The organism is Bradyrhizobium diversitatis (genome assembly GCF_016031635.1).
Lineage (GTDB): Bacteria > Pseudomonadota > Alphaproteobacteria > Rhizobiales > Xanthobacteraceae > Bradyrhizobium > Bradyrhizobium diversitatis.
The window spans coordinates 13,143-39,380 of sequence record NZ_JACEGD010000035.1; the positions used below are offsets into that span (position 1 = coordinate 13,143).

Genomic DNA, 26,238 nt, shown 5'->3' on the forward strand with positions numbered 1-26,238 from the left:
TCGAAATGGACAACTGGGAAGGGCACGACGAGAATGATCCCGCCTGCGGTCGCGGATGGGCTATGACTTTGCACCTAGTCCTTCAGAAGAACGCGCCAAGCCCGCCGTGATGTATGGGATGAAGTGTGGTTTCGCGCTGCCGATCGGGACAGACCATCATCTGATGCCTGATGGCCCGTTCTCGGGAGCGCTTGCTGAGGACCTGAACTCGATTGCCATCAAGTGACGTAGAGGGCACTTAGCCAAAGCAGGGGCAGAAGGGTCAGCAGCGACGCCACGGCGGCAATCGTGCGCGTGGGGAGCGGCCGGCTCATCGTGTGCGAGCAGGATGTTGCGGAAATATCATGTGCTTCCGAAATGTCGATCTACTCGATTCGGACCGGTCCGCATGACAACGATGCGATCCGACGAGGTAAGAGCCTCTTCCTGGTCGTGGGCGACACATATTCGGGTCCGCGAATTGCGCGAGAAGAATCGCGGCCGTTCATTTACCTGGTGGATCAGTTGAGTCCCACCCCTAACGCGTCGAACCTCATCGACCAGTAGGCGAATTGCCCAAGCCGGTCGCTTGGGAGGTATGAGCCTATTTCGAAATTACGCAGTCCGGCTGAGCCCTCTTCTTCGCGGTGAACGAAAATGCCTCGCCATCTGGAGGTCGTCTTACAATCCAAGCTTGCTGATCAAAATTCGGTCCTAATTATAGGTTTCGTCTAGCGGGGTGGGCGATCAGGCCGCAAGCTCCTTCCCTTGGCCAATTCTTGAATCTCCGACTCTGAATAGCCAAGGTAAGTGAGGATCGAGAACGTGTCGCCGCCTAGCGACGGGACGACGCTAACTCGTCCTATGCTGGCTCTATCGAACTCGAGCGGCAGCGTAGGGACATCGATTGCATGCCCCTTCTCATCAATCATCGTAACCAGCCCGCCTGGACGACGGACGTGTGGATCGTCTAGCAGTTCCTCCGGTGCGTTGATCGGTGCGAACGGTATACTCACGTCGTCGAGCTTTGCCATGAGATATTCTAGGTCGTGCTGCCGCAGCCGGTCCGCGATGGGCGGTAACAGCCGAGGCCGAGCGTCGATGCGTTGCTGAACCTTCGTAAGGTCCGGATCAGCCAGCAGCGCATCAAGGCCGAATGTGCGACAAAGAGCTTTCCATTGACCATCGGTGGTCACGGCGATGAAGAGCCGCTTATCGTCTCGCGTGGTGAAGATGTCGTAGACAGGCCAGCACAGAATTCGCTGCGGCATCGGCGGCACAGGTACGCCCGTCATCTGAAACTGGACGATGTGCTGTGCCACACTGAAAAGGCAATTTTCGAAGAGCCCGATGCGAATTTCGGAGCCCTTCCCGTTCATTTCCCGTTCGCGCAATGCGGCGAGAATTCCGATTACTCCAAACATCCCACCCATGATGTCATTCACAGAAGCGCCGACCCGAAGCGGCACCTCGCGTGACCCGGTCATATATGCGAGGCCAGCCATCATCTGTACGACCTCATCGAGTGCAGGTCGATGTTCATAGGGGCCGCTTAGAAAGCCTTTGTGAGCCGCGATGATGAGTCTTGGAAAGTGCTTCGTAAGGCTGGTCCCGTCCAATCCACTTTTCATTATCGTCTCGTCCTTGAAGTTCTCGATGAAAACATCCGAGCGTTCGAGAAGACGGAATAATGCGTTTCTGCCCGATTTGGTGGCTACGTCGAGAACGAGGCTTCTTTTTCCGCGATTGAAGAGCGGAAAAAAACTGGTCCCCATTCCCTCGAGCGCCCGGGTCTTATCGCCTGGGGGCGGCTCGACCTTGATGACGTCCGCACCGAGTTGAGAGAGTATCATACCACAACAAGGTCCCATGATCATGTGGCTCATTTCGACTATCTGAATGCCGCGTAGCGGGAGCTTATCCATTCCGTCCTCTGCCTAAACCTCATCCGCACATGTTCGCTGCCGCGACCAGCGGCGAGTGACACCAGATAATGAAGCCGCAGGTCGAGCCGATCGCGATGACACCTCGCAACCTACCGCCCGACGGCTGCGACATCGGTCGGTTCGAGTGTCCGATCGCCCCCGGCGCCCCGATTTGGCGAAGCTCGCTCGATGGAGTCCGAGATGATCGAGAAGTCAAAAATGGCCGCATCCAGGATCGTGCTCGCGGCGGGGGCCGGGCGTCGGGCGGCAGCCCGCGTTCCGTCCCGAGGCTTCCGAAAGCGTGTAATGTCATGGACGAAGACTCCGGCTAAAGCGCAAAACGCTTCCGAGGCGCACGCGTCAGTACCCCCACGCATGTTTCGGTGATGCGGAATACAGGATGGCGGCATCGGCGATGGCGGCTGCATCCCGCATGACGGCGACCTCGAGGTCGGACATGACGATACGCACCCAGTCGACCTTCGTGCGGGCCACGCTTTTCGCCAACCTCTCCTTGAACTTCTCCGCCAAGTGCGGGGTCGTCATACCCAAGCCCAAGCCGTAGCTGCCGTCGAATTCGATGCCCACGCTGCAGTTCGCCAAACTGGCTTGATGGCGAACATCGGTCACTGTGTCATAGCCGTTCTTGTTGGCCCTGCCGACGTAGTCGTCGGAATATCCGATCACGTTGCCCGTCTCCACGAACGTTGGGTGGACAAACGGCCGAAACATCGACGGCACGCCTGATGAGCGTCGACGCTTCTTGTCGGCCATCACTACCAGTCCATCAAGTGAGTAACTCCGCGCAAAACTGCCGGTAAGAGAGGTGATATTCGATGAGTTTGTGACAAGGGCACCGTTTTCGCATCGTCCCATTTCAGCTTTCAATGCGGCAAGCCTGCGCAGGTACTCTATTCTCGGGTAAACCTGCAATCCTTTGCTGATTGTCATCGTCTTCGACCATCTGGGGTGTTGAAGACAGCCGCCTCGCATCGAGAACTGCGCAGTCCATCTCGACCGTCAGGTCGCTCGCAAAGATTGCTTGGAACGATCGGCTCCAAATGGACGACCTTCATGGTCACGGCTCGGATTCCTTCGCTCGCCTTCTCACTGGGAATCGTGGACCCAGCGCATTCCGGTTGACGTCAGGGAGCCCCGAAATCGAGCGATGCAGAACCGTGGTGTGCAGCGACGCCACCACTGACCGAGAGGACGACTTGTCAGTCGTCATGGTTTCAGTTTTGACATGCCGAATGCCGTCAAGATGGATTAGCTGCTCGCGCTGCGGACTCTTCGGATGGTGTCTCAGGTTCTTCGCCATCGTTGCTTTCTGTAGCCGCGCACCATCCGCGCTCTCGCAAGAGTATGTGTCGCACCACGCCATCTCACCACTGGGAGCAGCGCTTCTCTTTGTCTAAGCGATGCTACAACGCCGGGCTTGCGGCGCATACTATCAACTTTGCTAGGCCTAACTGACGTGTTCGTGGAAATTACCGCGGGGGTAAGATATTTCAGCTTTTGTTGTTATCCATCTTTCAATTATTCATAGGTGGCGGCTTTTGGAGGGCGGGCCATGCAGCGGGCGATCGCGATCAGTTGCACCACTGCGTCGCTGATGGGATCTGGGAGGCGGCACCGGTAACGTCAGAACTGCTCATTCGGGCCGACCGGGCTCGTCGGCCGTCAGGTTGCGGTGCTGTTCATCGATGACACGGCAATGCCGAAGAAGGGGCGAACGCTCAGTTGGTGTCGCTGCGCAATTTGCATCGAGTCTCGGCAAAAACGGCGAATTGCCAAAGTATTGCCGGGCCCGTTAGGACGAATTCCGCTGATTTAGAGGCTCCAAGGTGGGCTACGTTGGTTTTGCCGAGTCTTTCTCCGGAATTACTGTCGCGCCAGCGCGGCAGCAACCAAGGACCTGATATCGTCATCGGAGATGTGTTTTTTTTGATCCGCCAAAGCTTTGAATTGCACGAATGCGTGTTCTAAGGTGGCCTCTGAGTGCCGATAGCCAAGCTCCTGGGCCTTCCGTGCGAACGCATGTCGGCCGGAGTGCTTTCCCATTACGAGCGACGTGTGCTCTGCACCAACACTCTCCGGTTTCATAATTTCGTATGTCTGAGCATTCTTCAATATACCATCTTGATGGATACCGGCTTCGTGCGCGAACGCATTCCGACCGACGATCGCCTTGTTGTACTGTACCGGAAATGAAGTTACCTCGCTTACTAGCTTAGAGGCACGGGCGAGCATCTGAGTCTCAATATTGGTCCAGTAAGGCAGTACATCGTCGCGAACCTTGATAGCCATGACGATTTCCTCCAGAGACGCGTTGCCTGCGCGTTCACCAATTCCGTTGATCGTGCACTCAACCTGTCTAGCGCCAGCGTGGATTCCAGCGAGGGAGTTCGAAACGGCCATCCCAAGATCGTTGTGACAATGGACCGAAAACCTAACCTTATGGGAGTTGGGCACGCGTTCCTGCGCCATCCTAACCATTGCCGCGTATTCTTCCGGCGTAGAATAGCCGACAGTATCTGGTAGGTTGATCGTGGTGGCTCCCGCGTTGATCGCCGCCTCAATGCAACGGCATAGGAAATCGTGATCGCTGCGCGTTGCGTCTTCGCCGGACCACTCGACGTCGTCAGTATGAGTTCTCGCCCTTTTTACTTGGGCGACTACCAATTCGTGAACCTGCTCCTCTTCCATCTGAAGCTTCCACTTCATGTGGATCGGCGAAGTGGAAATGAACGTACTAATACGGCCATGCTTTGCAGGCTTGATCGCCTCGGCGCAACGATCGATGTCTTCGCGCGTAGCACGCGACAGTCCACATACCACGGCATCCTTTGTCTGTTTGGCAATCGCATGTACAGCTGCATACTCTGCTTTCGATGCGGCTGGATAGCCCGCCTCGATTACGTCAACTCTCATGTTGTCGAGCATCTCCGCTATCCGAAGCTTTTCTTCAAGAGTCATTGTCGCGCCTGGCGACTGCTCACCGTCACGCAAGGTTGTATCGAAGACAAGGATTCGTTCGCTCTTAGCGGTCGGGGTTAAAGAAATCATAGAACCGTCCTTTCTACTTGCTAACTTGTGCCAAAAACGTTGGCTCCGTTATAGGCAGCTGACACGAGAATACTCCCTCGCGATAGCAGTCCCAACAGGATCCACGGAGATCACCTTTCGGCAACTGTTAACGGCGCATCGTCGCTTCGCACTGGTGCGCTTCATATCAGACACTGGCCCTGCGGAGTTAACGCTGTGGTTGGGCTGCTGAGGAGTAAGCTGGCGCTGCCGTTGTGCTTGCGTCGACGACTTCCTTCTGGAGTCGATCAAAGATGAGCAATCCAAGCCTCCAATCCGCTCGGTTGCGTAAGCAGGTTCTTGATATCGTTGGCTCCTGCTACTTATTCGCCGCGCACATTGTGCTCGCGCGAGACCGCGAACTGTGTCTGACCGCCCCGTCTGATCACTGGGCGCACCGCAACTCTTTCTTCAAGAGAAGCTACACCACCGGCCTTACGGTGCATACTATCAACTTTGCTAGGGTCCAGACTCAATTGCATCCAATAGGAGACGATGGCAGCGAGGTGGACGGCAGCCAAGAAATTCCTGGCAAGTTTGTCATAGCGCGTTGCGACACGCCTGAAATCCTTGAGCCTGCAGAAGCAAAGCTCGATGACGTTGCGCCCTTATAGGCGCGCTTGCTGAAGCTGTGGGAAGTCACCGTGTTGGATTTGTTCGGGATGACGGGCTTGGCGCCGCGATCGACGATTTCGGCGCGAAAGCCGTCACCATCGTAGCTAGTTCTGCCAACGATCATTTGGATTATCGCCAGTCGGTTCACTGCAAAACTATCGCGGCGATAGAAGAGGTCGTCCCATCCGGGTCGCCTCAAGTCCCTCACCGTGGCAAGAAAGGCCTCAATGGCCAAGCAAAAGCACAAAGATCGCGCCAGCGCACGGAGTGCGCAGTGATCATGGATCGGATGCAGCTTGACGAAACAGCGTCAATCTAGTTGAAACTGAAATCGCTGCCATAAGCTACGGGGAGGAACTTCGAGCAGGCTACGACACTCAGCCTGTAAAGATGAGACAATGGTTCAGGTTAGACCACAGCTAAAGTCACATCCTCACGCGCCGATTGCCATGGTTATGCTTCTTTGTTGGAGAGCGCCATGATATAGCTCATCGGGTCAGTTGAGTCCGCTCTCGATTTGCCGCGCAAGTCGAATCAGCCAGGGTGAGAGTTGCACCGAAGTGCTAGAAAGACGCCTCGTACCGCGCCCTTTTGCTTGAACGTGGCGTTCCTCGCATCATCAGGGCTTACTTCGAGTCGCTAAGCTTCATGGCGTATCCAGCTCAGCCAACGGTCGCAATTACGCTGACGCTTGCGCGTGGTGAGGTGCCAGTGATGCTTACAGCGTCTTTCCCTCCCCGAGAACTGAACAAGTTATACGATAGGTTTTGAAGCGCGCCGGCGTACCGGTCGAATACCGAGCGCCACGATCCAAGCCAGAGAGGTATCCATCCGGCGTAGGCCCCAGGCATCGCGGTCACCGCCCGAGCAGCGCAGGATTCTCCTTGAGACCCAGATGAGCCCGTCCTCGACGTCCATCCCAAGGGCGATGTCGCGCAGCCAGTCTTCGTCTTCACCGAGGTCCTTCTGCAAATCTTGGTAATAGTGGTGACGTGATGGACCTTGTTGACGTGAGTGGTCATGCGGCTTGAGCGGAGATCGCTGACACCGGCGTCCAATTCCATGGCAAGAGCTCGTCCAGCCGATGATCCGGATGGGCGGCGATGCGGGCCATGATGTCCGTGAGCCAGGCCTGCGGATCGCCCCCGTTCATTTTGGCCATGACGATCAGGCTGTACATGGCCGCAGCGCGCCGCCCGCCGCGGTCAGAGCCGCAGAACAGCTAGGCCTTTCGCCCAAGCGCGATGTCTCGTAACCCCCGCTCGGCGGCATTGTTTGAGAGGCAAACTCGCCCGTCCTCGAGGAACAGAATGAAGCTCGCCCAGCGCTTCAGCATGTAATTGAATGCCTTGGCCAGGTCGTGCCCACGGGCCAGTTTGGCGAGCTGTTCGCGCATATAGACCTGAAGATCCTCGACCAGGGGTCGGCTCAGCGTCTGCCGCACCTCTAGGCGCTCCTCGGCACTCTTGCGATTGACGGAGCGCTCGATCTCAAACAGCGCATCGATCCGACGCACGACCTCGACAGCGATGAGGGACAACAGGATCTCTTTTTTGCCCGCAGCCTTGCGTCGCGCATTCGCTTCAATGTCGGCCATGGCGAAGAACGGGCGCCGCGCATGGACCCAACGCGCTGCCTCTCGGATTGGTGCAGGTTGCCGCCCGCCCAGATAGAGCTGGTTATGTCCGTCATAGGCGTCGGCCTGCAGGATGCCGGCATAGCCTGCCAGGTGCGCCTGGGGATGCTCGTCCTTGCGATCACGTGAGTAGTAGAACATCGCTGCCGGCGGACCCGCACCGCCAAACGGCCGGTCGTCCCGGACGTAGCCCCAGCACCGTCCGGTGTCGGTCTTGCCCTTGGCCACCACCGGTACGGTTGTGTCATCGGCATGAAGGCGCTCGGCCGGCATCACATGGCCTTCACATGGCCTTCGAGGCGGCGCAGGAGGAGATCCAGCGAGGCACGGGCCGATCCCACGGCATCCGCCATGGTCGACAGCGCGATCGGCACGCCCTCCAGAGCATAGCGCTCGGCCTGGCGGTTTAGCGGCTGATGCTGGCCGAACTTCCCGGACACGATCATGGCCAGAAGGCTCGGGCCGGCCCATCCCCGGGGAATGGCATGGAACGGCGCCGGCGTCTGGTTGATCTTCTCACAGTCGCAGCAGGAGAACTTCTCCCGGACCGTCTCGATCACCTTCCACTGGCGCGGCACCACTTCCAGCGTCCGCGTCACGTTCTCGCCGAGCTTGCGCAGGCGATTGCTGCCACGGCACTCGCAAGCCGTTGGTGGATCGATCACCACGCGCTCGCGTGGCAGATGCTCAGGGAAGGTCTGGCGTTCGACGCGCTTGCGGATAAATCCCCGCACGGTCGTCGTCTTGGCTACGGCCTGTTCAGTCGCCAGTTCGTCCTCGGCGGCGTCGAGCTCCAGCTCTTCGAACGTCAATGCCAATTGCTCGATCAGCCGCGACGAGAGCTCCGACCGCTGTCCATAAATCTGGCGTTCAAGCTTGGCGATCCGAAGTTTCTGCTGGGCGATCAGGGCTGCATTCCGACGCCTTCGCGGGCGACCGCGAGTTCAGCAGCGATCTCCAAACCGTTGGCGCGCTCGACTGCCAGCGCCTCTTTCAGGGCGGCAAACGTCAGCCGGAGCAGCGTCGCGATCAGTAATCATGCGACGCAGTGAATCACAGATGGGACGCGTTGTGATTCCCCAAAATGCCAAAGGCCGCAGATTCCTGCGCTCAGCCAGCGCTCAACGGTCGCCAGCTGAGTTGGGGATTCCTCCAATCGATGCCTTCGAGCATATAAGCCATCTGCGCGGCCGAGATCGACACCGCACCAGCTGACGCTGAGGGCCAGATGAACTTGCCGCGGTCCAGGCGTTTGGCGTAGAGCGACATGCCCAACCCATCGTGCCAGAGGATCTTGACCAGATCGCCGCGACGACCCCGGAAGATATAGAGATCGCCGGCATGAGGATCGCGCTTCAAGCTCTCCTGAACCGTAAGAGCCAAGCTTCGCATCCCGCGGCGCATGTCGGTGTGGCCAGTCGCGATCCAGACCCGGACGCCGCTCGGGATCGGGATCATCGCCGCCTCAGAAGCTCAAGGACCCGCTGCAATGCCTCGGTGTCCACGTCCCGGTCAACGCGCACGCGACAGCCGCCAAGTCGATCTCGATTATTCCGACCCTCGCACGCTGCAGGAGGCGAAGATGACGGCTGCGGTGCGTACGTCGACGCCGGAGCCGGCGTGGATGTGATCTCGACGGGAACAAGAGCCGGCATAGCCTCGCCGCCTAGGCGGCTCTGGCGCGCCTGCCGACGCCAGGTGAACAGCAGGCTCTGAGCCATTCCATGCCGGCGCGCAACGCCGCACACAGTCTCGCCAGCTTGCAAAGTCTCCTCAACCAGGCGAACCTTCTCGTCGTAACTCCACCGGCGCCGACGCTCGGCACCCAGCACCTTGACCTGCATTCGCCACATGACCACGTGATGGGAGGCGACGTGGCTTCGGTTCTGTGCTGGCGGATGCGAGATACGGCCTCAGCGCGCCGTTTCGATAAGAGCTCACGGCATGCGGGCTTACCTGGGCCGCTGGCATCCCCCGTCACCTCAAGGTTTACCCCGTCTGCGCCAAGCTAATCTGGCCAGTTCCTGCAAGCGGCACATTCCGGACATCCTCTCGAGGGCAACCGAAGACATGCTCGCCGGTTCGAACTGGCAAAATGTGAGCTCGCGAACGAGGCCAAGGTCCGACTGAAAGCCCGTTTTGCCGCCGTTCGGGGCGGATTGCCGCCGCAGCGGATCAAGGACCAGCAGCATCTTCGCGACGAGGAGGTCTGGCGGATCGGCTAACACAGGACGTCAGGGGGAGAAGAAATACTGTCTTGCCGATCTGTCAGCAGCAACAGATCTGCGCACATTGCGCTGCCAAGGATCGAAGCATAAGCACTGCCATTTTGCGCCAACGCGCGAGGTTGAGTCATGAAAGTCCTACCCCATTCTGGCCTCGCCTGGTTGAAGCAGATACTGACTGCGACGCTGGGCTATTTCAATGTTTCGGCCAAAGATTGCTCAAATATGTCAAGACCTTGATTCAGTGTCTCAAGATCGATCGTGAGTGCGGGCAAGAACTTTACGACCTGGTCATCGGGTCCGCATCGTTCGATGACCAATCCCTTATCGAAGGCCTTGCGCGCCGCCGCTTCCGCGATTTCGGCCATTTGGCAGTCAAACCCCATCGCCATACCCCGTCCTCGAACAGCAAAACTGTTTCGATGCCCGGCTGCAATGGCCTCGAGTCGGTTCCGCATAAGCCCTCCGATGTGCTGAACCCCCTGCGAGAACGACCGACTGCGCCAATAAATGTTTATCGCTGCCGTTGCAGATACAAGCGCAAGGTTGTTTCCTCGAAATGTGCCAGTGTGCTCTCCTGGCCGCCACGCGTCTAGCTCCTCCTTGATCAACAACATTGACAATGGCAGACCATAGCCACTTAGCGATTTCGACAGTACAACAATATCTGGCGACAATGCTGCGAACTCGAAGCTAAAGAATTCTCCCGTACGACCACAGCCCATCTGAATGTCGTCGACTATGAAAAGAGCGCCAGCATCTTTTGCTATGGTCTGAATTGATCGCAACCATTGCCTGCTACCCACGTTTATACCGCCTTCTCCCTGCACAGTTTCGACAAGAATGGCCGCTGGAGCGTCGACGCCGCTACTCTTGTCCAGCAATACCTTTCGCAGGTAGTCAGCAGTATCAACAGCTGGCCCAAGATAGCCATCATAGGGCATGAAAGTTGCGCCAGACAAAGAAACGCCGCTGCCTGCCCGATAAAAATGATTACCGGTCGCAGCCATGGCTCCTAGACTCATGCCATGATATCCATGCGTGAATGAAATCGTATTTTGCCGTCCTGTGACTTTGCGAGACAGCTTTAAAGCTGCCTCAATCGCATTAGCACCAGTTGGCCCCGTGAATTGGAAGCGGTATTGCAGCCCCCGCTCCCGGAGTATGACAGAGCTGAAAGTCTCCATGAATTCCGACCTTGCAGGAGTGGCCATGTCAAGCCCGTGGACGACGGCATCCGACGCTAGATACTCAGCAATAGCAGCTTTGATCGTGTGATCGTTGTGGCCATAGTTCAGCGTTCCAGCACCGGAGAAGAAGTCGATGATCCTTCGACCATCCTCCGTAAACATAATCGATCCGCGCGCTCGACTGAACATAGCCGGGAACAAACGTGAGTATGAGCGGACGTTTGATTCTAGGGCTTCAAACGCCTTCATCTCACGCCGTGTATCAATCACTCCCTCCATGGTCATCTTCTCCGCAAGTTTTCAATGACGCTTTAATCGGCTGCGCCAAGTGTGGACATAGGACCGGTCGTACGCGCATTTCGGCGGAGTTGCGTGATACTGTTCACCAGAATGGCTCGACTCACTTACCTCAGAATTGGGAACAGCGAACCTACTAAGTGCGGTAGTCTTCTGTCATTGAGAGTGTTACGTCTGGATCGATTAACGAGCGGATGATCGCTGATTTGAGCTGTCTGCGTGCGTGGGACGGAACTGTTGGGCGTGCATGGGCGCCGAGAGCAGCGAGAACGATCTCAAGCCGTGGCGAAGGCGCACTCCCGAATTCAGACGGACCACGTACCCCCATCGAGCATTACTCGACTCCAGCGCGGGCGCGCAAATCCCAATAGCAAGTACGACCAGGACCTCGATTATCGGCACGTTGTCCATTGCTTGCGCAAGCCAATGGCGCTTCTCAATCTGGTCTATCGCGACCGGCTGCTCCCATGTGACGCCGACCGCCGGAACTTCGAGTTCTGTGTGAACGCTTGCCGAACAAGAAGGCCTGTTGGATCAACGTCGACCTGCTCACACTCGCTCATGAGCGCGGCTGCGCGGCTGGCCTCGCTGAATACTCGCAGCTGATCTGGATGCCGGCCGAGTGGCCGACATCAACCTGCGCTCGCTTGGCCCTTGATCCCGCCAACGGTAAGCGTGGCTCTGCGGCCTTTTTGATTGGCGCCTTGACGACGCAATCCGCCAACGGGCGCGAGTTCAGCCCCCGATGGTGGAGTAACGGAGAAAGGCTCGCAACGACCAGCACATCGCCTTGCCTGTTCCCGGGCTCCAATCCTGGGCGTGGCGCTCAACGTAGCGGATCACGTCCTCTTGGCTGATCTTGCACAGGGCGCCGGCGCCGCCGGAGTACACCTCGTGCAGGAACATGCGCATGACTGGGAGATGGCGGACGATAGACCTCGGGGCCAAGCCGCGCTCTGATCGCAGGTCGGCATCGAACTCCTTGAAGATTCGTTCGTGCGGGGTGAGAGGCGGTAGCACCAACGCCGCGATCGCGCCTTACTCGCGCAGCATCGACAGCCATCGCTTGAGCACAGCTCCGTCACCGGGTTGGATAGATTGCCTCCCGCTTCGAGGTCGGAGGTACCGCTCAACGACCTGCTCATCGAGATCGACCAGCTTGTAGTGACGGCCCGCGATCCAACTCAGGAGCTCGCCAACCACGTTGAGGCAACGCCACGTGCCGTGCTGAACGAGCCTCTCTTCGACGAGACGAGCGGCGTACCGCTCGACGAACTGTCCGTGCGGCCCGCTTCTGAGACGCCGGTACAGCCGGCTTCGGCCCAAGTACTCTTCAACTTGCATCTTCCTGTTCTCCGCTGTTGAAAGCGGAGGCACAGAACGAACTATGCCGAACCGACCAAACGCCGGTCGGCTAGATCTGGGGAAAACGACCCCACCCGGCATAGTTCGGCGGGCGGCATAAACGGCCCTATACCGCGCTGGGCATAGGGCCGTCTCAATCAGCGACGCCAGCAATGCCCAATTTCGGCACCCTCGTCGCAACCAGCGAACGGAGCGTTCTTGGCATTGAGCTTCATCGGCCGCATCGCACGCTCGACCGCGTTGGTGTCCATTTCAATGCGCCCGTCATCAAGATAGAGCGTCAGATCGTCCCAATGACGCAGCGCACAGCGCAAAGCCTTCGCCGTTTCACTCTTCTGCGCGAGGTCACCAAGCTTTGCCTCAAACCACTGCTTCAACGCCGCGGCCAGAGGTTGGGCATGCGCCTGCCGGCCAGCGCGGCGTTCGGCCGCGGTTCGACCGCGCAGTGCCTTCTCGATCGCGTAGAGCTGGGCGATGCGGTCAAGCGCCTCGTGGGCAACGGGAGCCGGCGCCGGGGCAGCCTCGCGCTCGATCTTCACAAACTGGCGCCGCAGATGCGACCAGCAGAAGGCGAGCGTCCCAGACAGCGCGTCCCCACGTATCGCGCGGGTCATGGTCTTATAGGCCTCATAGCCGTCACAATGGATGATGCCGCGATAGCCCTCGAGCAACTTCAAGCCATGAACGGCACCCCGGCCCGGTGCATAGGCGTAAGCCACGCCAGGCGGGTCAGGCCCGGCCCAAGCCCTGTCATCGCGCGACAGCGCCCAGAAGTTGTGTTTCGGCACGCCATAAACATATCACTCAGCACGGCAAAGCTAGGCGCTCCGCGTACCTCTACCCGCACACCCAGGAGCTCAACCGTAACAACGGCTGCTTCCGGCGATCCGGAAAGCTCCGCAGCCGTCGGCCGCGAAGATTCCGACACCAACGGCACGAACGATACTGTATCCGCCGAGGCGGGAAGCGACAATTGGCCCAAATGCGCGATGCGCCGCCAGCCGTGCACCTGCTGTGGCCGGCAGCCATGGCGGCGCGCGATGTCCGTTACAGCCGCGTCCGGCTGGAAGCTCTCAGCGACGATCTGTGCCTTCTCGTCCGGCCAGCGCTTTTCGACCCACGCCAGCATACACTTCAATACGCGGCGACAAGGGTCGTCTTATGTCGTCCGAATGCTCATCCATTGTGAGCACCCTTACCGAAGATGACTCTTCTAACGGTGCTCCCAAGACTGCGCACAAGCAATCTGAAGGGCCTCGGCGCCACGCTTACCGCCAACGTTCTGAAAGTCGTGGTGCATCTCGCGCCTATGAATGTCTCGACCAGATCGGACACGCCGGATGAGCACGGCCGACGCCGAGTATCCTGACCGTGAGCGATGACTGCAGCCGCGAGAGCCTTGCGCTGGTGGCCGATACCTCGCTCGCGGGTACCCCGGGTGGTCCTGAAACTGAATGACTGATCACCGGACGCAGCAAGCCGAAGATGGTGGTCAGGGACAACGGCAGCGAGCTCACCAGCAACGTCATCCTGACATGGGCTGATCAGAGCCGCGCGGCATGGCACTACATCGCGCCGGGCAAGCCCATGCAGAATGCCTTCATCGAAAGCTTCATGTATAGACGGCCCCGCGGATGCAAGGGATTTCAGCAGCACTTTCGGATACCGATCGGGTGCGTTCATGTATGCGGCCTGTTAGCGCGACCGATGGCATGGCCGCTGGCCCTGATGGACATCGCGGATCGAGGCCTCATCAACGGGACCCGCTTGTTGCGCTTAAAGCTCTTCGGGCTTGCTCGATCCCCAGCTCCGCCGGTTTCCATCATGCTATCATCTGCCCTCGCACCACAATGTGGCCAGCATGCGCGGTAGCTCAGGCCGCCAGCTTAGGCCGATAGAATTCCCCGGTGTCATCATCCCCCAGACGATCCGGGCCAACTTATTGGCGACGGCGATGGCGACGACCGAGGGCCGACGCCGTTCAAGCAGGGCTTCGATCCAGCCGCCTCCTGTGACGCGCTCGCGGGTCCAGCGATTCCCGTTGCCCGTCTTGAAGCCGTTGCGGTTGAGGAGGCCAGATCGTCGCTGGTGATCAGCACCGGTTGACGCACGGCTTGGATAATATCAGCAGAAGTGCTGTTGCGCTGTCCGCGCTGGCGCTTGGGCAAGCGCAACTCGCTATGAGCGCCACCCACCCAGTGGACGATGAGATGATCTCGGACGCTGCGTCGTCGATATCGGCCACGACCTCATCGACGAAGGTGCGTACAATGCGTTTCTTGAGCGAGCATCCGTCGTCGGCGCATTCCAGACCGTTTTGAGGTTCTAGGCGAGAACGACTAGTAAAGCCGGATCAGCAATGGGTGCAGGCGTCCCCGCACCTGCATAGCGATCTTGCCCCTCGGCCTCCGCCGCGTGAGCGAGTGCCCTGTTTCTGCGCGCTTCAAGTTCACTCGCCACCAGCCGGCCCGTGGGGTCGGCGGCATCGTATTGCCGGAAAGCCCGGTCTGCGGCAAAGCGTGCCCGCTTCCAGATCGCGACTGGGGGCATCGCGCACCTGATCCTGTCGTTCTTCGGCCTCCTTGGCAGCAGCGGTTGCAGCGGCGATCGCGCCTGGGCCGACAACGCCAAGCAGGGTTTCCTCGATCCCATCATCGACGCGCAATCCGCGAAAGACGATGCAGTGAGGGTCGCCATTATCCATCCAGGCACGGCTGCAGCTGTAGCGCGGGATATGGTGCTTCATGCCGGACTACCAGAGTGTGAGCTCGCGGCCGCAGCGCTTGCACCGGATCAGACCGGCCAGCAGCGCATCACCATGCTTGGGCGCACCGTGATGCCGACCCGTGGGAACGTTGCTGCTGAGCATGGTGCGGATCGCCTCGAACTTCTGCCAACTCACATACCCTTTGTGGGTGTTGGGCTTCAACGCCAGCCATTCGTTGCGCGCCTTGCGGCGGATCTTCACGCTCACGCCCACGGCGCTGTATCCCGCCGCCACAGCCGTCTTACCATAGGCATAGTCGGGTTCTCAATGACCGGTGGATCGCGGAGTAGCTCGGTCGCGGCCAGGCCGTGCCGCCATTGGTCTGCTTCACCGGCAGATCGAGACTGTACTCGTAGGGGCCAGCTGATGGCGTTCGATCCTCCAACGGCAGATCGAGAAGCGCTGAGGGCGCCGCAAGTTCGTCGATGCTGACAAACGGCTGGGCTGTCAAACGCTGGACGTCAGGGAATGCCGTCCGGTCGAACATCCATGCCGGAACTTCCAGCCAATGATCCGATCGCGCCCCACCAGCGTGCAGCGAAAAACGACATCAGCAGCCTTGTCGACAGCCCCATGAACACAAACTCGGGGACCAAACCAAGGACGAAGCGATAAAGAACCTCACGAAGAACGGTCCTGTGGGCGTTCTCAAACGTCGTTGTACAACAACACTCGACCGCACTCGCAGCTCGGATGGAAGATCCCCGTCCGAGTTCGCCAGCAACTACAATCCGCGCCGGATACTGGCCCTGTGCTATGCCGAAGGCTCCGCCCTAGCTCCCGTCGCTATCACCGCCCAACACTATTGCCACGGGCGAACTCAGGATTGGATAAAACATGGGGCGATGTCACTCGCCCGAATCCGCCGTGATCACACGCGCCTCACACGTGAATTGCGGGACGATAATCTTACAAACCATCACTGGAATTCTTGAGCATTCGATGCTGCTCGGTGACAACAATATGAGCTATCGATCTTGGTAGTTTCAAAGTTCGGCGCGCCATATACTCTGAGCCACACGGAGCCCTATTCAAACAATAGGAAGACTTCGGAAGACGAATGAAACAGTCGCAAGGGTCATATGCTCTGCTGGTCTGCTGGCCGGTGTTCCTGACCGCTGGCGAAGTTGGAAGTCGTTCTTCAATGTAATCACTTCGCAAAGAGCACCAAAATGGCTGAAATCAAAGCAGGAACGCCACAAGCGCCATGCGATCGATTATTGTCGACGGCGGAAGACTCAGGCTCGTCATCGGTTCCCATCGTAACACACCTATCCGACTGGGACTTTGGGACGAATTACCGAGATGCAATGCGGCCGGTTCTCGTACGTGGCGCGTGCGCGGCTTGGAGTGCCTGCCAGCGCTGGTCCCCTCAGTATTTTGATCAGGTCGCCGGGTCACTTGCTGTGCCCGTCAAGACGCTTAAGAACGGCGACATCAAAGTCTCGTCTTGGCGCCTAGCAGAATACGTGCGGCTCATCATGGGGCAGCCGCCTGTCGGGGATGGTGTCTCATCTGACCCGGCGCCTATCCCGTACTGCCACGACATTCCATTGCTCGGGCTAGTTGAAAGTCTAGCTAGCGATTGTCAGCCCTTTCCCGCAAACTTTCTTAGTCCCTGGTATCGTCGGCATTGGTGGCGCTACTCGCAGTTCTTCATGGGTCCAGCAGGCACGGTTACTCCGCTCCACTTCGACAGCCTACTTAGCCACAATCTCTTCTTCCAGATCTACGGCGAGAAGCAGTTCACGATCCTGCCAGCGAACCAAGCTGCGTATTGTGGGCGCCGCGGTTGGAGGTGGTTTGATGTGGACCCCGAGCAGCCGGACTATGTGCGCTTTCCGCAGTATCGGCAAACGACGCCCATAGTTATCACCGTAAGTGCCGGCGACATGCTGTATATGCCGCCCGGAACCCTCCACCACGTTCGCAGCTTATCGTCCTCGATTTCCTTCAATATTGATTGGCACACCAATCGGAGCGTATTGCATGCGCTGGCGCAATGCTACAAGGGAATGCCGAGAAAGGTAATTTATTACAATGCGATCACGGCATTGGCGGTAATCGCCAAAATACCTGAAGCCATCACCTTTTCGTTGTACCGGCCATACTTGAGCTATGTAAGTTGACAAGACGAGGCGCAGAGAAGCGCCCGAACACGTCGATGGGACCGTAATGAGCAACGACATTCGAGATTTCGAATCAGATGTGGCGAGGATTCGCGAACATTGTGACAGCAAACCGAGTGCACCTCCCGGGGACGGATACCGGGAACGCAATGGAAATCGCCTGTGCCACTGACCGACATAGTCACCTGCACTCTCCTCGCGAGAGAGATAATTGCCCGCCTATGGTGCTCGAGTGCGTTTGCTCGCGCACGTCGGCCTCAATATTTCATGTACGGACGGCGTAGCGCCGCAGCACGACAGCCCGAGGTAGCCGATCGGTTACTCGTAGCGAGATCGTGCAACCACCTGTCGCGCAGACTCGCGTCCAAAGGATGGCTGAGCGGCGGCAGATCATCTTGCGATCGGCGCTGACGATCAGGCCCAAGACAGCCTGCAGATGCGTGCCTGGTGCGCGCTTGCCGACGCGCCTACCTTGCGAGGGTGGCCGCATCGAGTCCTCCGTGAAGAACCATCCAAGCGGTTGATCAAGCGCCGATTTTCCGGGCGACACGGACGGACCTGAAGTCCAATCCTCTCAAACAGATGCCCCTCAGATAAACGGCCTCGCCACGCCCTCCCGCGGAGCGGGTTCGTTCAAGAGTGATCACGATGGGCTGGAATTGGTGATCACGATCGTCTGGAACGCGCAGGCATAGCGCTGATGCTTGATCAGCGCGAACTCTTGCCCAGCCTGGCGTAGGATTGCGCAGCTTGAGCACCAACAGGTGCTGGAAGAACTCCGCGCCGCAGAAGAACTGGTTATAAGCCTGTATGTCCTAAGAGCCCGCTACGCCGCTGCATGATCGAGGATATGACGGTGCGCAACTTGTCACCATCGACGCAGCAATCCTATGTCGACGCGGTTGCGAACTTTAGCTGACATTTCGGCCGATCGCCTGACAAGTTCAGCCTTGCGCAGGTGCGCACGTACCAACTGCAGCTGATCGGGTTGAAGCGGTTGTGCCCACATCAAGCCAAGTGACGCGCGCGTTGTGCTTCTTCTATGCGGTGACGCTCGGACGGAAGGAGGCGATTGAGAACATCATTTCGGCTCACGAGCCGATCAAGCAACTGCTGGTGCTGAGTGAGGAGGAAGTCGCCCGTTTCCTGGAGGCTGTACCGGTCCTGCGTAACCGCGTTGCGCTGGTGACGGCCTACGCTGCCGGCCTACGGGTCGGCGAGGTCAGCCGCCTGAAGCCCGGCGCGATCGACAGCAGGCGCATGCTGATCCTGATCACTGCAAGTAAGGGCGGCAAGCATCGTTACGTGATGCTGTCGCCGCGGCTGCTCAGCACCCTGCGATCCTACTGGTGTCTGACCAAACCGCGCCATTGGCTGTTTCCGGGCGGCGATCCGGACAATCCAGTGAGCGTCGCCACGCTGTAAGAGGCTTGCCGCAAAGCCGGCAAATGCCGGCCTCGACAAGCGGGTGTCATGAGAGCAGTCATTATGGTGAAGGCCACGCCTGACGATTGCAATCAGCCTGAGGCGATCGTCGGGCGTCGCATGCGCCCCAAAAGCACGTTTGGCGGACCAAAATCATCCTGGGGACGCCCGATGGCCGTGGCACGACCGAGATATGCGGCTCAAGGCTAAGCCGGTGGTGTGGCGCTGGCAGCCGCGGTTCATGGCGGAAGCCGTTGCCGGTCTGACCCGCGACAAGATGCGTAAATGTGAAAAGCCGCCGCCGCCGGTTGGCACCGTGCTGGGAGGCTGAACTTGCGACCGGTGCAGCGGGTGACAAGAAAGTCACGGCGCTCAGACGAAAGAAATGCTGCGACAGCGGTCTGGAGTTTTGTTGGGAATGAACGGGAAGACGAGCAAAATGGCTTCCAATATTGGCTCAGTGGGCATGCAACTCGTCGCGCGCCCACTCCGAAGGCTCGACCCGTCAATGTGCAAAGCACGGTCATTGCCAAGGTCAGGAGGCACGGTTGCCCCGCCGGCATGGGCCGAGGGCTCAGATCAGCTATCAAAAACGATACCCGCCCCTGCCGCTTCCGCCCGGGCAAAGGCGAAGGTAGCGATCGCTGTATCTTGAATCCCTGTGCCAGTGAGGTCAGCGATCGTGATTTGACCTTGGTTGACTCGGCCCAATTTGGCTCCGGAGACAATGTCGCCAAGCTCTGGAAAAAGTACGGAGCTCGCAACCGCTTTGGTCGCAATAGCGTGGTGGAGTTCACCGAGTCGCATAGTTTGCTTGAGGCTGTCTGGGACATAAAGGTCCGCACGGGCGATCGCGGCTGGATCTATTTCATTCTTGTGTTCGGCGTCCGAACCCACTGCTGTTACGTGCTGGCCGGGCTCCAACCAATCAGCGCTAAAAATTGGCTCATTCGCAGGCGTTGCGGTCACGACAACATGTGAGCCAGCTACAGCCTCTCTGGGCTCCGAACAGGCGGTGACCACAATGCCGAGCTGGTTCGAGAGTTCTTGAGCGACCGCCTTTGCCTTCGATAGGTTCCGCGCCCATAAGCGTACTTCTGAAATAGGGCGAACGAGTGTAAGCGCTTGAAGTTGCAATCTCGCCTGCACACCCGCACCCAGGATTGCCGCGACGGAAGCTTTCGGACGGGCGAGATAGTTTGCAGCCACGGCCCCCGCAGCCGCGGTCCGAACATCCGTGAGATAACCGTTGTCCAACATGATAGCTTGTACTAGACCGGTCTTGCTTGAGAGCAGCACCATCATGCCGTTGGTGCTTCGCAAGCCAATCTTCGGATTATCAAAAAATCCAGGACTGATTTTTACGGCAAAGCCATCGAGTCCAGGAACATAAGCCGTTTTCACATCGACTTCGCCGCGATATTCTGGAATGTCGAGACGCAGGATAGGGGGCATTGCCACGGCCTTTGTGGCAAGCGCGCGAAATGCGCTCTCAACGCATTGCACCGCCTCGACGTCGAGTGGAATGATGTTCTTTAACTCGCGCTCTGTCAGAACTTTCAGTTTTGCCATTAGTTGGCTCCTTGAATGGGTCGTTCTCGCCGTTCACAACGCGACGATGAAGCTCCACGTCGATGTTCCGCCCGGAGAGGACGAGGGCGACGGGGCCCTTCAATTCGGGAATCTTGCGAGCAAGTAGCGCTCCAATGCCCACCGCGCCCGCACCTTCCAGGATCTCGCGCTCCTGCTCGTAGGCATGGCGAATTCCGGCGGCGATTTCACTTTCGCTAAGAAGAACAACGTCATCTAGAAGCGATTGACACATCGGGAAGGTCAACGTATTTCTGAGTCCGATCCCTCCACCCAGCGAGTCAGCGAGACTTGGCCACTCCTCGACTTGCACAGGATGCCCGGCGTTCAAGCTCGCCTTCATAGCGGCACCGAGCTCCATCGTGACGCCGATTACTTTAGCATTGGGCCGCAGCCCCTTGACCGCCGCTGCGACACCGGCGGCCAGTCCTCCACCGGAGAGCGGCACTATAAGCGTTGCAACATCTGGCATCGCGTCAACCACTTCTAAACCAACCGTTCCTTGACCTGCCACGATCTCGGGATTATCGAATGGCGAAAGCATCACAAGCCCATGCTCGTCAGCCAGACGTTCAGCCTCCGCCAATGCATCGTCTTGTGATTGACCTACGATGCGAATGTCGCCGCCTAAACGACGGATTTCCAATACCTTGTTCTCCGGGACAAGCCGGGACATGCAGATTGTGGCGCGAGATCCAATTGCGCGCGCCACGTGAGCGAGCCCGCGGCCGTGATTGCCAGTTGAAACTGTAACAACTCCCCGAGTCCTCTCTGCCTCAGAAAGTTGAAGGAGGGCATTGGTCGCACCACGGAGTTTGAAACTACCAGTCTTTTGGTGGTGCTCCAGCTTTAAGCTCACCGGGACGCCCGCAATTTCAGACAGCGTGTGTGAAGGCACAAGGGGCGTCAAAAGGACGTGGCTCGCGATACGCCTGCGTGCTTCCTGAATTGTATTGAGCCCAATCATCGTCCCGCTCCACTCCCTTGTGACAGCAACAAAGCGATCCAAGGCACCCGCTGGCCGACCACTTTCGTGCGGCCACTGGGATATCACCGATAGGAAAGCACACATAATCGAAGTTGGCTTCGACGGCGAAGGAAATGGGAGAATAAGCGGCAAGGTGTGCAGAATTTCATACTTCCAAAAGTTAGTTTTTACGGCCAACTCATGATCGAAACGCCAGCTTAGGATGGTGAAGGGTTAAAATCCGAATAGGGGCGTGTTAGGGTTCCGATTCAGACTGTGAAAACTGATACAGATGACGAGGGGTACGCGCGTGCCTTCCGGCGACTCGCTCGTAATCTCGTCCGCTTCCTTTCGCGAACGGCAGGGTAGCGGCAGACTCATCCGTGCTGTTCCGGCCTATCGCTTCTCCGAGGAAGAATTTGTAGGCCCGTTCTCGCATGTCAGAGTGTCTTGGGCGCGGTTTTTCGATGGGAGCCGGATTATGCGGACCAGAGTACTCATCCATCAATGGATAAAACCTAAGAACAGGTAGCCTACGCCGACGGGACACAATGTTCGACGCCGCGGCCTGCTGCCTATTTCGCAATCAAATGCCGTGGCGCGTATCCATACGAGTTCGCAAGACGTAAATCGCGGGCGTCGGCCGAGGCGCTCGGTTGAGGACGGCGTCAAAGCGAGGCTGGTCATAGAATCAACCACACAGATCATGAGGGCGGACGAGCTTGCCCGCATGACGCGTCTTGCATCTTCACCAAAGAGGCCTCGTCGCCCGGTCGTCACATTCGGTGGCCTTGTCGACCAGAAATCCTGGTCTGTTGGCTGATATTTACTGTGCCCTTAGCTGGTGTGGACTCGTGGGATTCCTTGACAGACCTACTGAGGGGGCGACATGGTCGCGCGGGTGCAGACGGCCCTAATGCTGCAGTGATGCTGATCTCCTTGCCCGCCGGCGCCATTGCCGACACGTATGACCGTCGCCTCGTGGCGCTGGTTGCGGTCTCGATCGCGCTTTTCGGCGCGACCGCGCTCATTGCGCTCGAGTGGCTGAGTCTCACCACACCAAATCTGTTGCTTGCACTCTGTCTTTCTGATCGGCAGCGGCGCCGCACTGATGGGCCCTGCCTGGCAACCCTCTGTCAGCGAGCAGGTTCCGACTGAGGCGCGCTGCCGGCGACGGTTATGCTCAGCGGCATCAGCTTCAGCATCGCGTACAGTTTCGGACCCGCGATCGGCGGCATTGTGGTTGCGATCGCGAGCGCAATTGCAGCTTTTCGTGCTCAATGGGGTGCTTTGTGACGCAGTCGTCTGGAAAATCGTGACGGAGCCGTCGCGGCTGTCGCGCCGACAGTTGACTGGCGCCGCTGTTTCGAGCGTGCGATGCATCACCAATTCGCCGTCCACCAGGAATGTGCTGAAATGAGCCGTGGCAACCGGCGCGATCGGAGAGTCGATCTGGGCGCTCATGCCGCTGGTCGCGCGCGCTCTTACACCGCGGCGCGCAGACCTACAGGATCATGCTCGGCGCACTTTGGCCTTGGCGCCTTCATCGGGGCACTCTGTATCGGTGAGGTACGCAAGCGCATAAGCAGTGAAGCCGCGATGCGCACCTGCGCGCTCCGATGGGCGACGCGATTGGAGTTCGTTGCGCTGAGCCGCCAGTCGATTCTGACCCGAGACCGGACCAGGTGATGTGGAGATGGCGTTTACGTTGATCGATATCGGCGCGCACCTCACGGCGCTGCGCTGGGTGGCGGGCCGATCGCTTGCGGTTTTATCAGGCTTCGTACGCCGGCGGCATTGGCATCGACAGCTGGGGGTGAAGCGGCCTCAGCGATGCCGCTGGCGTTAAGCTAGCGCTGCATCTTGTCGCCATGCTCATGCTGCTCTCAGCGCTCTGAGTTCTGGCTGCGGATGCCGCGCCTTAGAGCGCGCAGCGAGAATGCCGAGGCGATGGCCGATCCCGAGGTGCAGCTATCGCTTATCGACCGCAGCGGGCCACTGGTGGTGGAGATCGAGTATCGCATCGCTCCGAAGGATGTGCGGCCTTCCACGAAGTGATGCAAGACGTACAGCTGTTCCGTCGGGCTATGGCTGGTCAATTGCGCGCGACATCGCCGATTCCGAACTGTGCACCCGGGGCGCAATCACGTTCCCCCGACACGGCTCGATTTATTTACGCCAGTGGCAGCCAATACTAAAGGATCTGACGTTTCTGATAAAAGCGTAGCCCGCATATGCAAGCTTGTCTGCAACGAGAACGGTGGGTCGCTGCCCGGCCGGTCGAAGCCGGGCCAATCCATCGCCATCAATGACGAGGACCGCGGTCGTGAGAAGTAGGTCTAAAAACTATCGGCTACGAACCACGAACTGACCAAGGCGAACGTGCGCGGCACCGACCGCCGGGCCGTCTTCATCGGTCCGGAGACCTCTACGGAACTTGGCGTCCACACAGACTGTCGCAGAGGCATCTCTTCGTATCGTGTGCCGCATCCCTGTACGGCTTGACCTGCCACTGCGTATTTCCTCCAGAAGGAGTTGGAGTCTGGCCCGAAGAAGGACGGACAGATCAAGCGAGCAGGTTCACGGAAGAGCAGATTGTCGCGGTGTTGAAGAAGCATGAGGCTGGGGCGAAGACGGCCGACCTGGCTCGCAAGCATCGGATCTCCGAAGCGACGATCTACAATTGGAAGGCCAGATTCGGCGGCGGCATGGACGGTCCGAGGCGAAGCGGTTGAAGGCCTTGGAGGACGAGAACGCGAAGCTGAAGAAGCTTCTGGCCGAGCAGATGCTCGATGCGGCCGCCCTTCGCGAGCTTCTTTCAACAAAATGGTAGAGCCCGCCGCCAAGCGCGCTGCGGTCGCGCATCTGCAGGTCATCATGAGCCTGTCGGAACGACGAGCCTGCTCGATCGTGGGTGTGGATCGGAAGATGATCCGCTATCGTTCCAGCCTTCCCGGACGCGGCTCTACGCGGCCGGTTGCGTGATCTGGCCAACGAACGATGACGGTTCGGCTACCGCCGGCTGTTCGTCCTGCTGCGACGGGAGGGAGAGCCCTCGGGGATCAACCGGATCTACCGGCCTTTTCGGGAGGACGGGCTCACCGTCCGCAAGCGGCGGGCCCGGCGCAAGGCTGCAGGCACCCCGCGCCGATCTTGGTGGAGGTCAAGCCCAATGCCCGCTGGTCGCTGGATTCGTTCACGACCAGTCTGCCAACGGTCGGCGCTTCCGCATCCTTAACATCGTCGACGACGTCACCAAGGAATGCCTGGGCGCCATTCCGGAGACGTCGATCTCGGGACGTCGCACGCCGAGGCAAGCCCGGCATGATCGTATCCGACCATGGCACCGAGTTCACCTGCAATGCCATGCTCGCCTGGAGCAAGGACGCTGCCACCGACTGGCACTTCATTGCGTCGGGGAAGCCGATGCAGAACGGTTTCGTTGAAAGCTTCAATGGCCGGATGCGTGATGAGATGCTCAACGAGACCCTGTTCTTCGATCTAGCGGACGCCCGCGCCAAGATCACCAACTGGGTCGCCGACTACAATCTCCAGCGGCCTCACTCGCCGCTGAAATATCTTACCCCCGCGACCTATGCCGCCCACCCCACCGCAACGGATGATCGACTACGCAACCCCGAGCAGCTTGGCCGATCGTCCGATGCTACAACCGCGCCACTTGGCGTACAAAACTCCGATACTCTTACTGCCGCTGGATGAAAGTTCAGTGGCAGGTCAACGGCACTTCATCCTCAGGCAGACGTCCGCGTTCGGCACGAGAGGCAGCCCACGCTGTGTTAAGCTCCATCTTTGTCGTACCATCCGTGTCCGGTTGATGACGCCGATGCCGCGAACCCTACGACGCGTCGCGGCCATTCCAAGCCTCGGGGTGACACCTACGCGTGTTTCACTCTCGTTAAGCAAGCAAGGGCCATATTCCGCGAGTGGCACGCCAATTGCCAGGATGCAACTGTGATGGTGCGGATGCAGGAGCGGCGAACAACGATGTGCGGTCGTCTGGAACTTCAGCGAGATGAAGCGGTAGATTGCAGCGTCGTTCAAGCAGAAGACGCGCACGAGCCATGTTGAGCTTTGGCGCAATCGGAAAGTTTTTGCGGTCGCACTATTGCACCTGTGAAACCAATCAATGACAGCATAGAACGGAGAAAGACCTATGAAACTTGCTTCTGGATATAAGGCGTTTTGGGAGGCGGCCCACAAGAACTATCCCGATCAAATAGGGGAAGGCGGATTTCTGTATATGGGACTCGGAATAAGCAACGTCGTGGAATCTGACTATTCTGACCGCTTTGCAAAACCATCGGGACGCGGATGGATGCCGTCCATGCACCCAAGGAGTTTTCACAAGCGCTCCACAACAATCGGAGCCTTGGCGCTAACGTACAAAGGGTTAATAACCATTAAGACCCCCTTTGATCTGGCTCTTTATACTAGGCTCATTTGGGAACTTCAGCCGAGGACAATTCTAGAACTCGGTTCTTATCAGGGTGGCAGCGGACTGTGGTTTGCTGATCATATGTCGATGCTTTGTGAGAATCCCGGTGAAGTTCACTCCTTTGATCTGCAAACCAAATGTATCCATGAAAATGCAAAGCACCCCCTTCTTACGTTTCATCAGGTTGACCTTTCGGACGTTGCCGCGTTTGATGAAAACCTGCTGATGAGGTTACCCCATCCTTGGCTTGTGACCGACGACGCGCACGTGCAAGTGTTTTCGATATTTTCTTACCTGAACCGCTTTTTAGCGCCCGGAGATTATTATGTAATCGAAGATGATCCTATAAGAGCTGATAAGGAGATTATCAATGGCTTGCAGTTGGTCGAGCAATCAGGATTCTTAGTCGACACTTATTACACCGACGCGTTTGGGGACAACCTTACTTGCGCTCCAAATGCATGGCTTCGAAAGTCGTAAGCGTAGGTAGGCTTGGAGCATCGTCGCCTTCATTGTAGCCTGATACGGCGTGGCGTTGGTCTGGTCTTGAGCAGCTCGCGTTGCGCAATGGGCGGAATTTTCTTC

The 26,238-nt window shown here is 58.4% G+C and carries 17 protein-coding genes and 10 pseudogenes; 12 read left to right on the forward strand and 15 right to left on the reverse strand.

Annotation, left to right across the window (positions count from 1 at the left end):
• The first annotated feature begins 55 nt into the window (after nucleotides 1-55).
• The gene (locus H1B27_RS30815) at nucleotides 56-226 is read left to right on the forward strand and encodes a hypothetical protein (RefSeq protein ID WP_197968627.1); all 171 of its coding nucleotides are present in this window, start codon (nucleotides 56-58) and stop codon (nucleotides 224-226) included.
• A gap of 484 nt (nucleotides 227-710) precedes the next feature.
• Here H1B27_RS30815 and H1B27_RS30820 read toward each other — a convergent pair whose 3' ends face one another.
• Together H1B27_RS30820 and H1B27_RS30825 are read right to left on the reverse strand one after the other, a co-directional pair.
• Nucleotides 711-1,904, reverse strand: a complete 1,194-nt coding sequence (locus H1B27_RS30820; protein WP_197968628.1) for a CaiB/BaiF CoA transferase family protein — start codon at nucleotides 1,902-1,904, stop codon at nucleotides 711-713.
• 360 nt (nucleotides 1,905-2,264) lie between these two features.
• Entirely contained in the window at nucleotides 2,265-2,855 is a 591-nt protein-coding gene (locus tag H1B27_RS30825; protein WP_197968629.1) for a hypothetical protein, read from the reverse strand.
• Between the two features lie 624 nt (nucleotides 2,856-3,479).
• Between H1B27_RS30825 and H1B27_RS30830 the strand changes: the two are divergent.
• Nucleotides 3,480-3,707, forward strand: a pseudogene (locus H1B27_RS30830) (transposase); the annotation flags it as partial.
• 87 nt (nucleotides 3,708-3,794) lie between these two features.
• Here H1B27_RS30830 and H1B27_RS30835 read toward each other — a convergent pair.
• From H1B27_RS30835 to tnpA, 5 genes and pseudogenes are all read right to left on the reverse strand, one after another.
• Nucleotides 3,795-4,973, reverse strand: a pseudogene (locus tag H1B27_RS30835) (2-isopropylmalate synthase); the annotation flags it as partial.
• A 497-nt stretch (nucleotides 4,974-5,470) separates the two neighbouring features.
• Nucleotides 5,471-5,712, reverse strand: a pseudogene (locus tag H1B27_RS41270) (transposase); the annotation flags it as partial.
• Nucleotides 5,713-6,624: 912 nt separating this feature from the next.
• Nucleotides 6,625-8,282 (reverse strand): annotated as a pseudogene (gene tnpC, locus H1B27_RS30845) (IS66 family transposase).
• Nucleotides 8,283-8,352: 70 nt separating this feature from the next.
• Nucleotides 8,353-8,700: an IS66 family insertion sequence element accessory protein TnpB gene (tnpB, locus tag H1B27_RS30850; protein ID WP_197968631.1), complete on the reverse strand. Its 348-nt coding sequence runs from the start codon at nucleotides 8,698-8,700 to the stop codon at nucleotides 8,353-8,355.
• Nucleotides 8,697-9,095 carry an IS66-like element accessory protein TnpA gene (gene tnpA, locus H1B27_RS41275; protein WP_376709010.1) on the reverse strand — a complete coding sequence of 133 codons (399 nt, stop codon included), beginning with the start codon at nucleotides 9,093-9,095 and terminating at the stop codon, nucleotides 8,697-8,699. Before tnpA ends, tnpB begins: the two co-directional genes overlap by 4 nt.
• 26 nt (nucleotides 9,096-9,121) lie before the next feature.
• Between tnpA and H1B27_RS30860 the strand changes: the two are divergent.
• Nucleotides 9,122-9,537, forward strand: a pseudogene (locus tag H1B27_RS30860) (transposase); the annotation flags it as partial.
• A 121-nt stretch (nucleotides 9,538-9,658) separates the two neighbouring features.
• Here the strand turns inward: H1B27_RS30860 and ectB are convergent.
• On the reverse strand, nucleotides 9,659-10,906 hold the full coding sequence (gene ectB, locus H1B27_RS30865) for a diaminobutyrate--2-oxoglutarate transaminase (RefSeq protein ID WP_197968659.1): 1,248 nt from the start codon (nucleotides 10,904-10,906) through the stop codon (nucleotides 9,659-9,661).
• 348 nt (nucleotides 10,907-11,254) lie between these two features.
• Here ectB and H1B27_RS40385 point away from each other — a divergent pair.
• Nucleotides 11,255-11,591, forward strand: a pseudogene (locus H1B27_RS40385) (IS21 family transposase); the annotation flags it as partial.
• Nucleotides 11,592-11,689: 98 nt separating this feature from the next.
• Here the strand turns inward: H1B27_RS40385 and H1B27_RS30870 are convergent.
• From H1B27_RS30870 to H1B27_RS41280, 3 genes and pseudogenes are all read right to left on the reverse strand, one after another.
• Nucleotides 11,690-11,866, reverse strand: a complete 177-nt coding sequence (locus H1B27_RS30870) for a hypothetical protein (protein ID WP_246515816.1) — start codon at nucleotides 11,864-11,866, stop codon at nucleotides 11,690-11,692.
• 582 nt (nucleotides 11,867-12,448) lie between these two features.
• Nucleotides 12,449-13,092, reverse strand: a pseudogene (gene tnpC, locus H1B27_RS30875) (IS66 family transposase); the annotation flags it as partial.
• The gene (locus H1B27_RS41280) at nucleotides 12,993-13,448 is read right to left on the reverse strand and encodes a transposase (protein WP_197968634.1); all 456 of its coding nucleotides are present in this window, start codon (nucleotides 13,446-13,448) and stop codon (nucleotides 12,993-12,995) included. The pseudogene tnpC (H1B27_RS30875) and the gene H1B27_RS41280, both read right to left, overlap by 100 nt.
• Nucleotides 13,449-13,681: 233 nt before the next feature.
• Here H1B27_RS41280 and H1B27_RS40895 point away from each other — a divergent pair.
• A pseudogene (locus H1B27_RS40895) lies at nucleotides 13,682-14,191 on the forward strand (integrase core domain-containing protein); the annotation flags it as partial.
• A gap of 577 nt (nucleotides 14,192-14,768) precedes the next feature.
• Here the strand turns inward: H1B27_RS40895 and H1B27_RS40390 are convergent.
• Entirely contained in the window at nucleotides 14,769-15,065 is a 297-nt protein-coding gene (locus H1B27_RS40390; RefSeq protein WP_197968635.1) for a hypothetical protein, read from the reverse strand.
• Nucleotides 15,066-15,071: 6 nt separating this feature from the next.
• Nucleotides 15,072-15,293: a hypothetical protein gene (locus tag H1B27_RS40395; protein WP_197968636.1), complete on the reverse strand. Its 222-nt coding sequence runs from the start codon at nucleotides 15,291-15,293 to the stop codon at nucleotides 15,072-15,074.
• Between the two features lie 965 nt (nucleotides 15,294-16,258).
• On the opposite strand from H1B27_RS40395, the gene H1B27_RS30900 reads away from it, so the two are divergent.
• The 3 genes from H1B27_RS30900 to H1B27_RS41285 all read left to right on the forward strand — a co-directional run bounded on the left by H1B27_RS30900 (nucleotide 16,259) and on the right by H1B27_RS41285 (nucleotide 18,971).
• Nucleotides 16,259-17,215: a cupin-like domain-containing protein gene (locus H1B27_RS30900; protein WP_197968637.1), complete on the forward strand. Its 957-nt coding sequence runs from the start codon at nucleotides 16,259-16,261 to the stop codon at nucleotides 17,213-17,215.
• A gap of 999 nt (nucleotides 17,216-18,214) precedes the next feature.
• Nucleotides 18,215-18,640 carry a tyrosine-type recombinase/integrase gene (locus H1B27_RS30905; protein WP_197968638.1) on the forward strand — a complete coding sequence of 142 codons (426 nt, stop codon included), beginning with the start codon at nucleotides 18,215-18,217 and terminating at the stop codon, nucleotides 18,638-18,640.
• A gap of 193 nt (nucleotides 18,641-18,833) precedes the next feature.
• On the forward strand, nucleotides 18,834-18,971 hold the full coding sequence (locus tag H1B27_RS41285) for a hypothetical protein (RefSeq protein WP_197968639.1): 138 nt from the start codon (nucleotides 18,834-18,836) through the stop codon (nucleotides 18,969-18,971).
• A 248-nt stretch (nucleotides 18,972-19,219) separates the two neighbouring features.
• Here the strand turns inward: H1B27_RS41285 and eutC are convergent, their stop codons facing one another.
• Nucleotides 19,220-20,212, reverse strand: a complete 993-nt coding sequence (eutC, locus tag H1B27_RS30915) for an ectoine utilization protein EutC (protein ID WP_197968640.1) — start codon at nucleotides 20,210-20,212, stop codon at nucleotides 19,220-19,222.
• A gap of 7 nt (nucleotides 20,213-20,219) precedes the next feature.
• Nucleotides 20,220-21,197, reverse strand: a pseudogene (gene eutB / locus H1B27_RS30920) (hydroxyectoine utilization dehydratase EutB); the annotation flags it as partial.
• A gap of 927 nt (nucleotides 21,198-22,124) precedes the next feature.
• On the opposite strand from eutB, the gene H1B27_RS40405 reads away from it, so the two are divergent.
• The 4 genes and pseudogenes from H1B27_RS40405 to H1B27_RS30935 all read left to right on the forward strand — a co-directional run bounded on the left by H1B27_RS40405 (nucleotide 22,125) and on the right by H1B27_RS30935 (nucleotide 26,133).
• Nucleotides 22,125-22,355: an MFS transporter gene (locus tag H1B27_RS40405; RefSeq protein WP_246515818.1), complete on the forward strand. Its 231-nt coding sequence runs from the start codon at nucleotides 22,125-22,127 to the stop codon at nucleotides 22,353-22,355.
• Between the two features lie 753 nt (nucleotides 22,356-23,108).
• Nucleotides 23,109-23,255, forward strand: coding sequence for an MFS transporter (locus H1B27_RS40415; protein WP_246515821.1), 147 nt, complete (start codon nucleotides 23,109-23,111; stop codon nucleotides 23,253-23,255).
• A 536-nt stretch (nucleotides 23,256-23,791) separates the two neighbouring features.
• A pseudogene (locus H1B27_RS30930) lies at nucleotides 23,792-24,917 on the forward strand (IS3 family transposase).
• Between the two features lie 454 nt (nucleotides 24,918-25,371).
• Nucleotides 25,372-26,133: a CmcI family methyltransferase gene (locus tag H1B27_RS30935; RefSeq protein ID WP_197968642.1), complete on the forward strand. Its 762-nt coding sequence runs from the start codon at nucleotides 25,372-25,374 to the stop codon at nucleotides 26,131-26,133.
• Nucleotides 26,134-26,238: the final 105 nt, after the last annotated feature.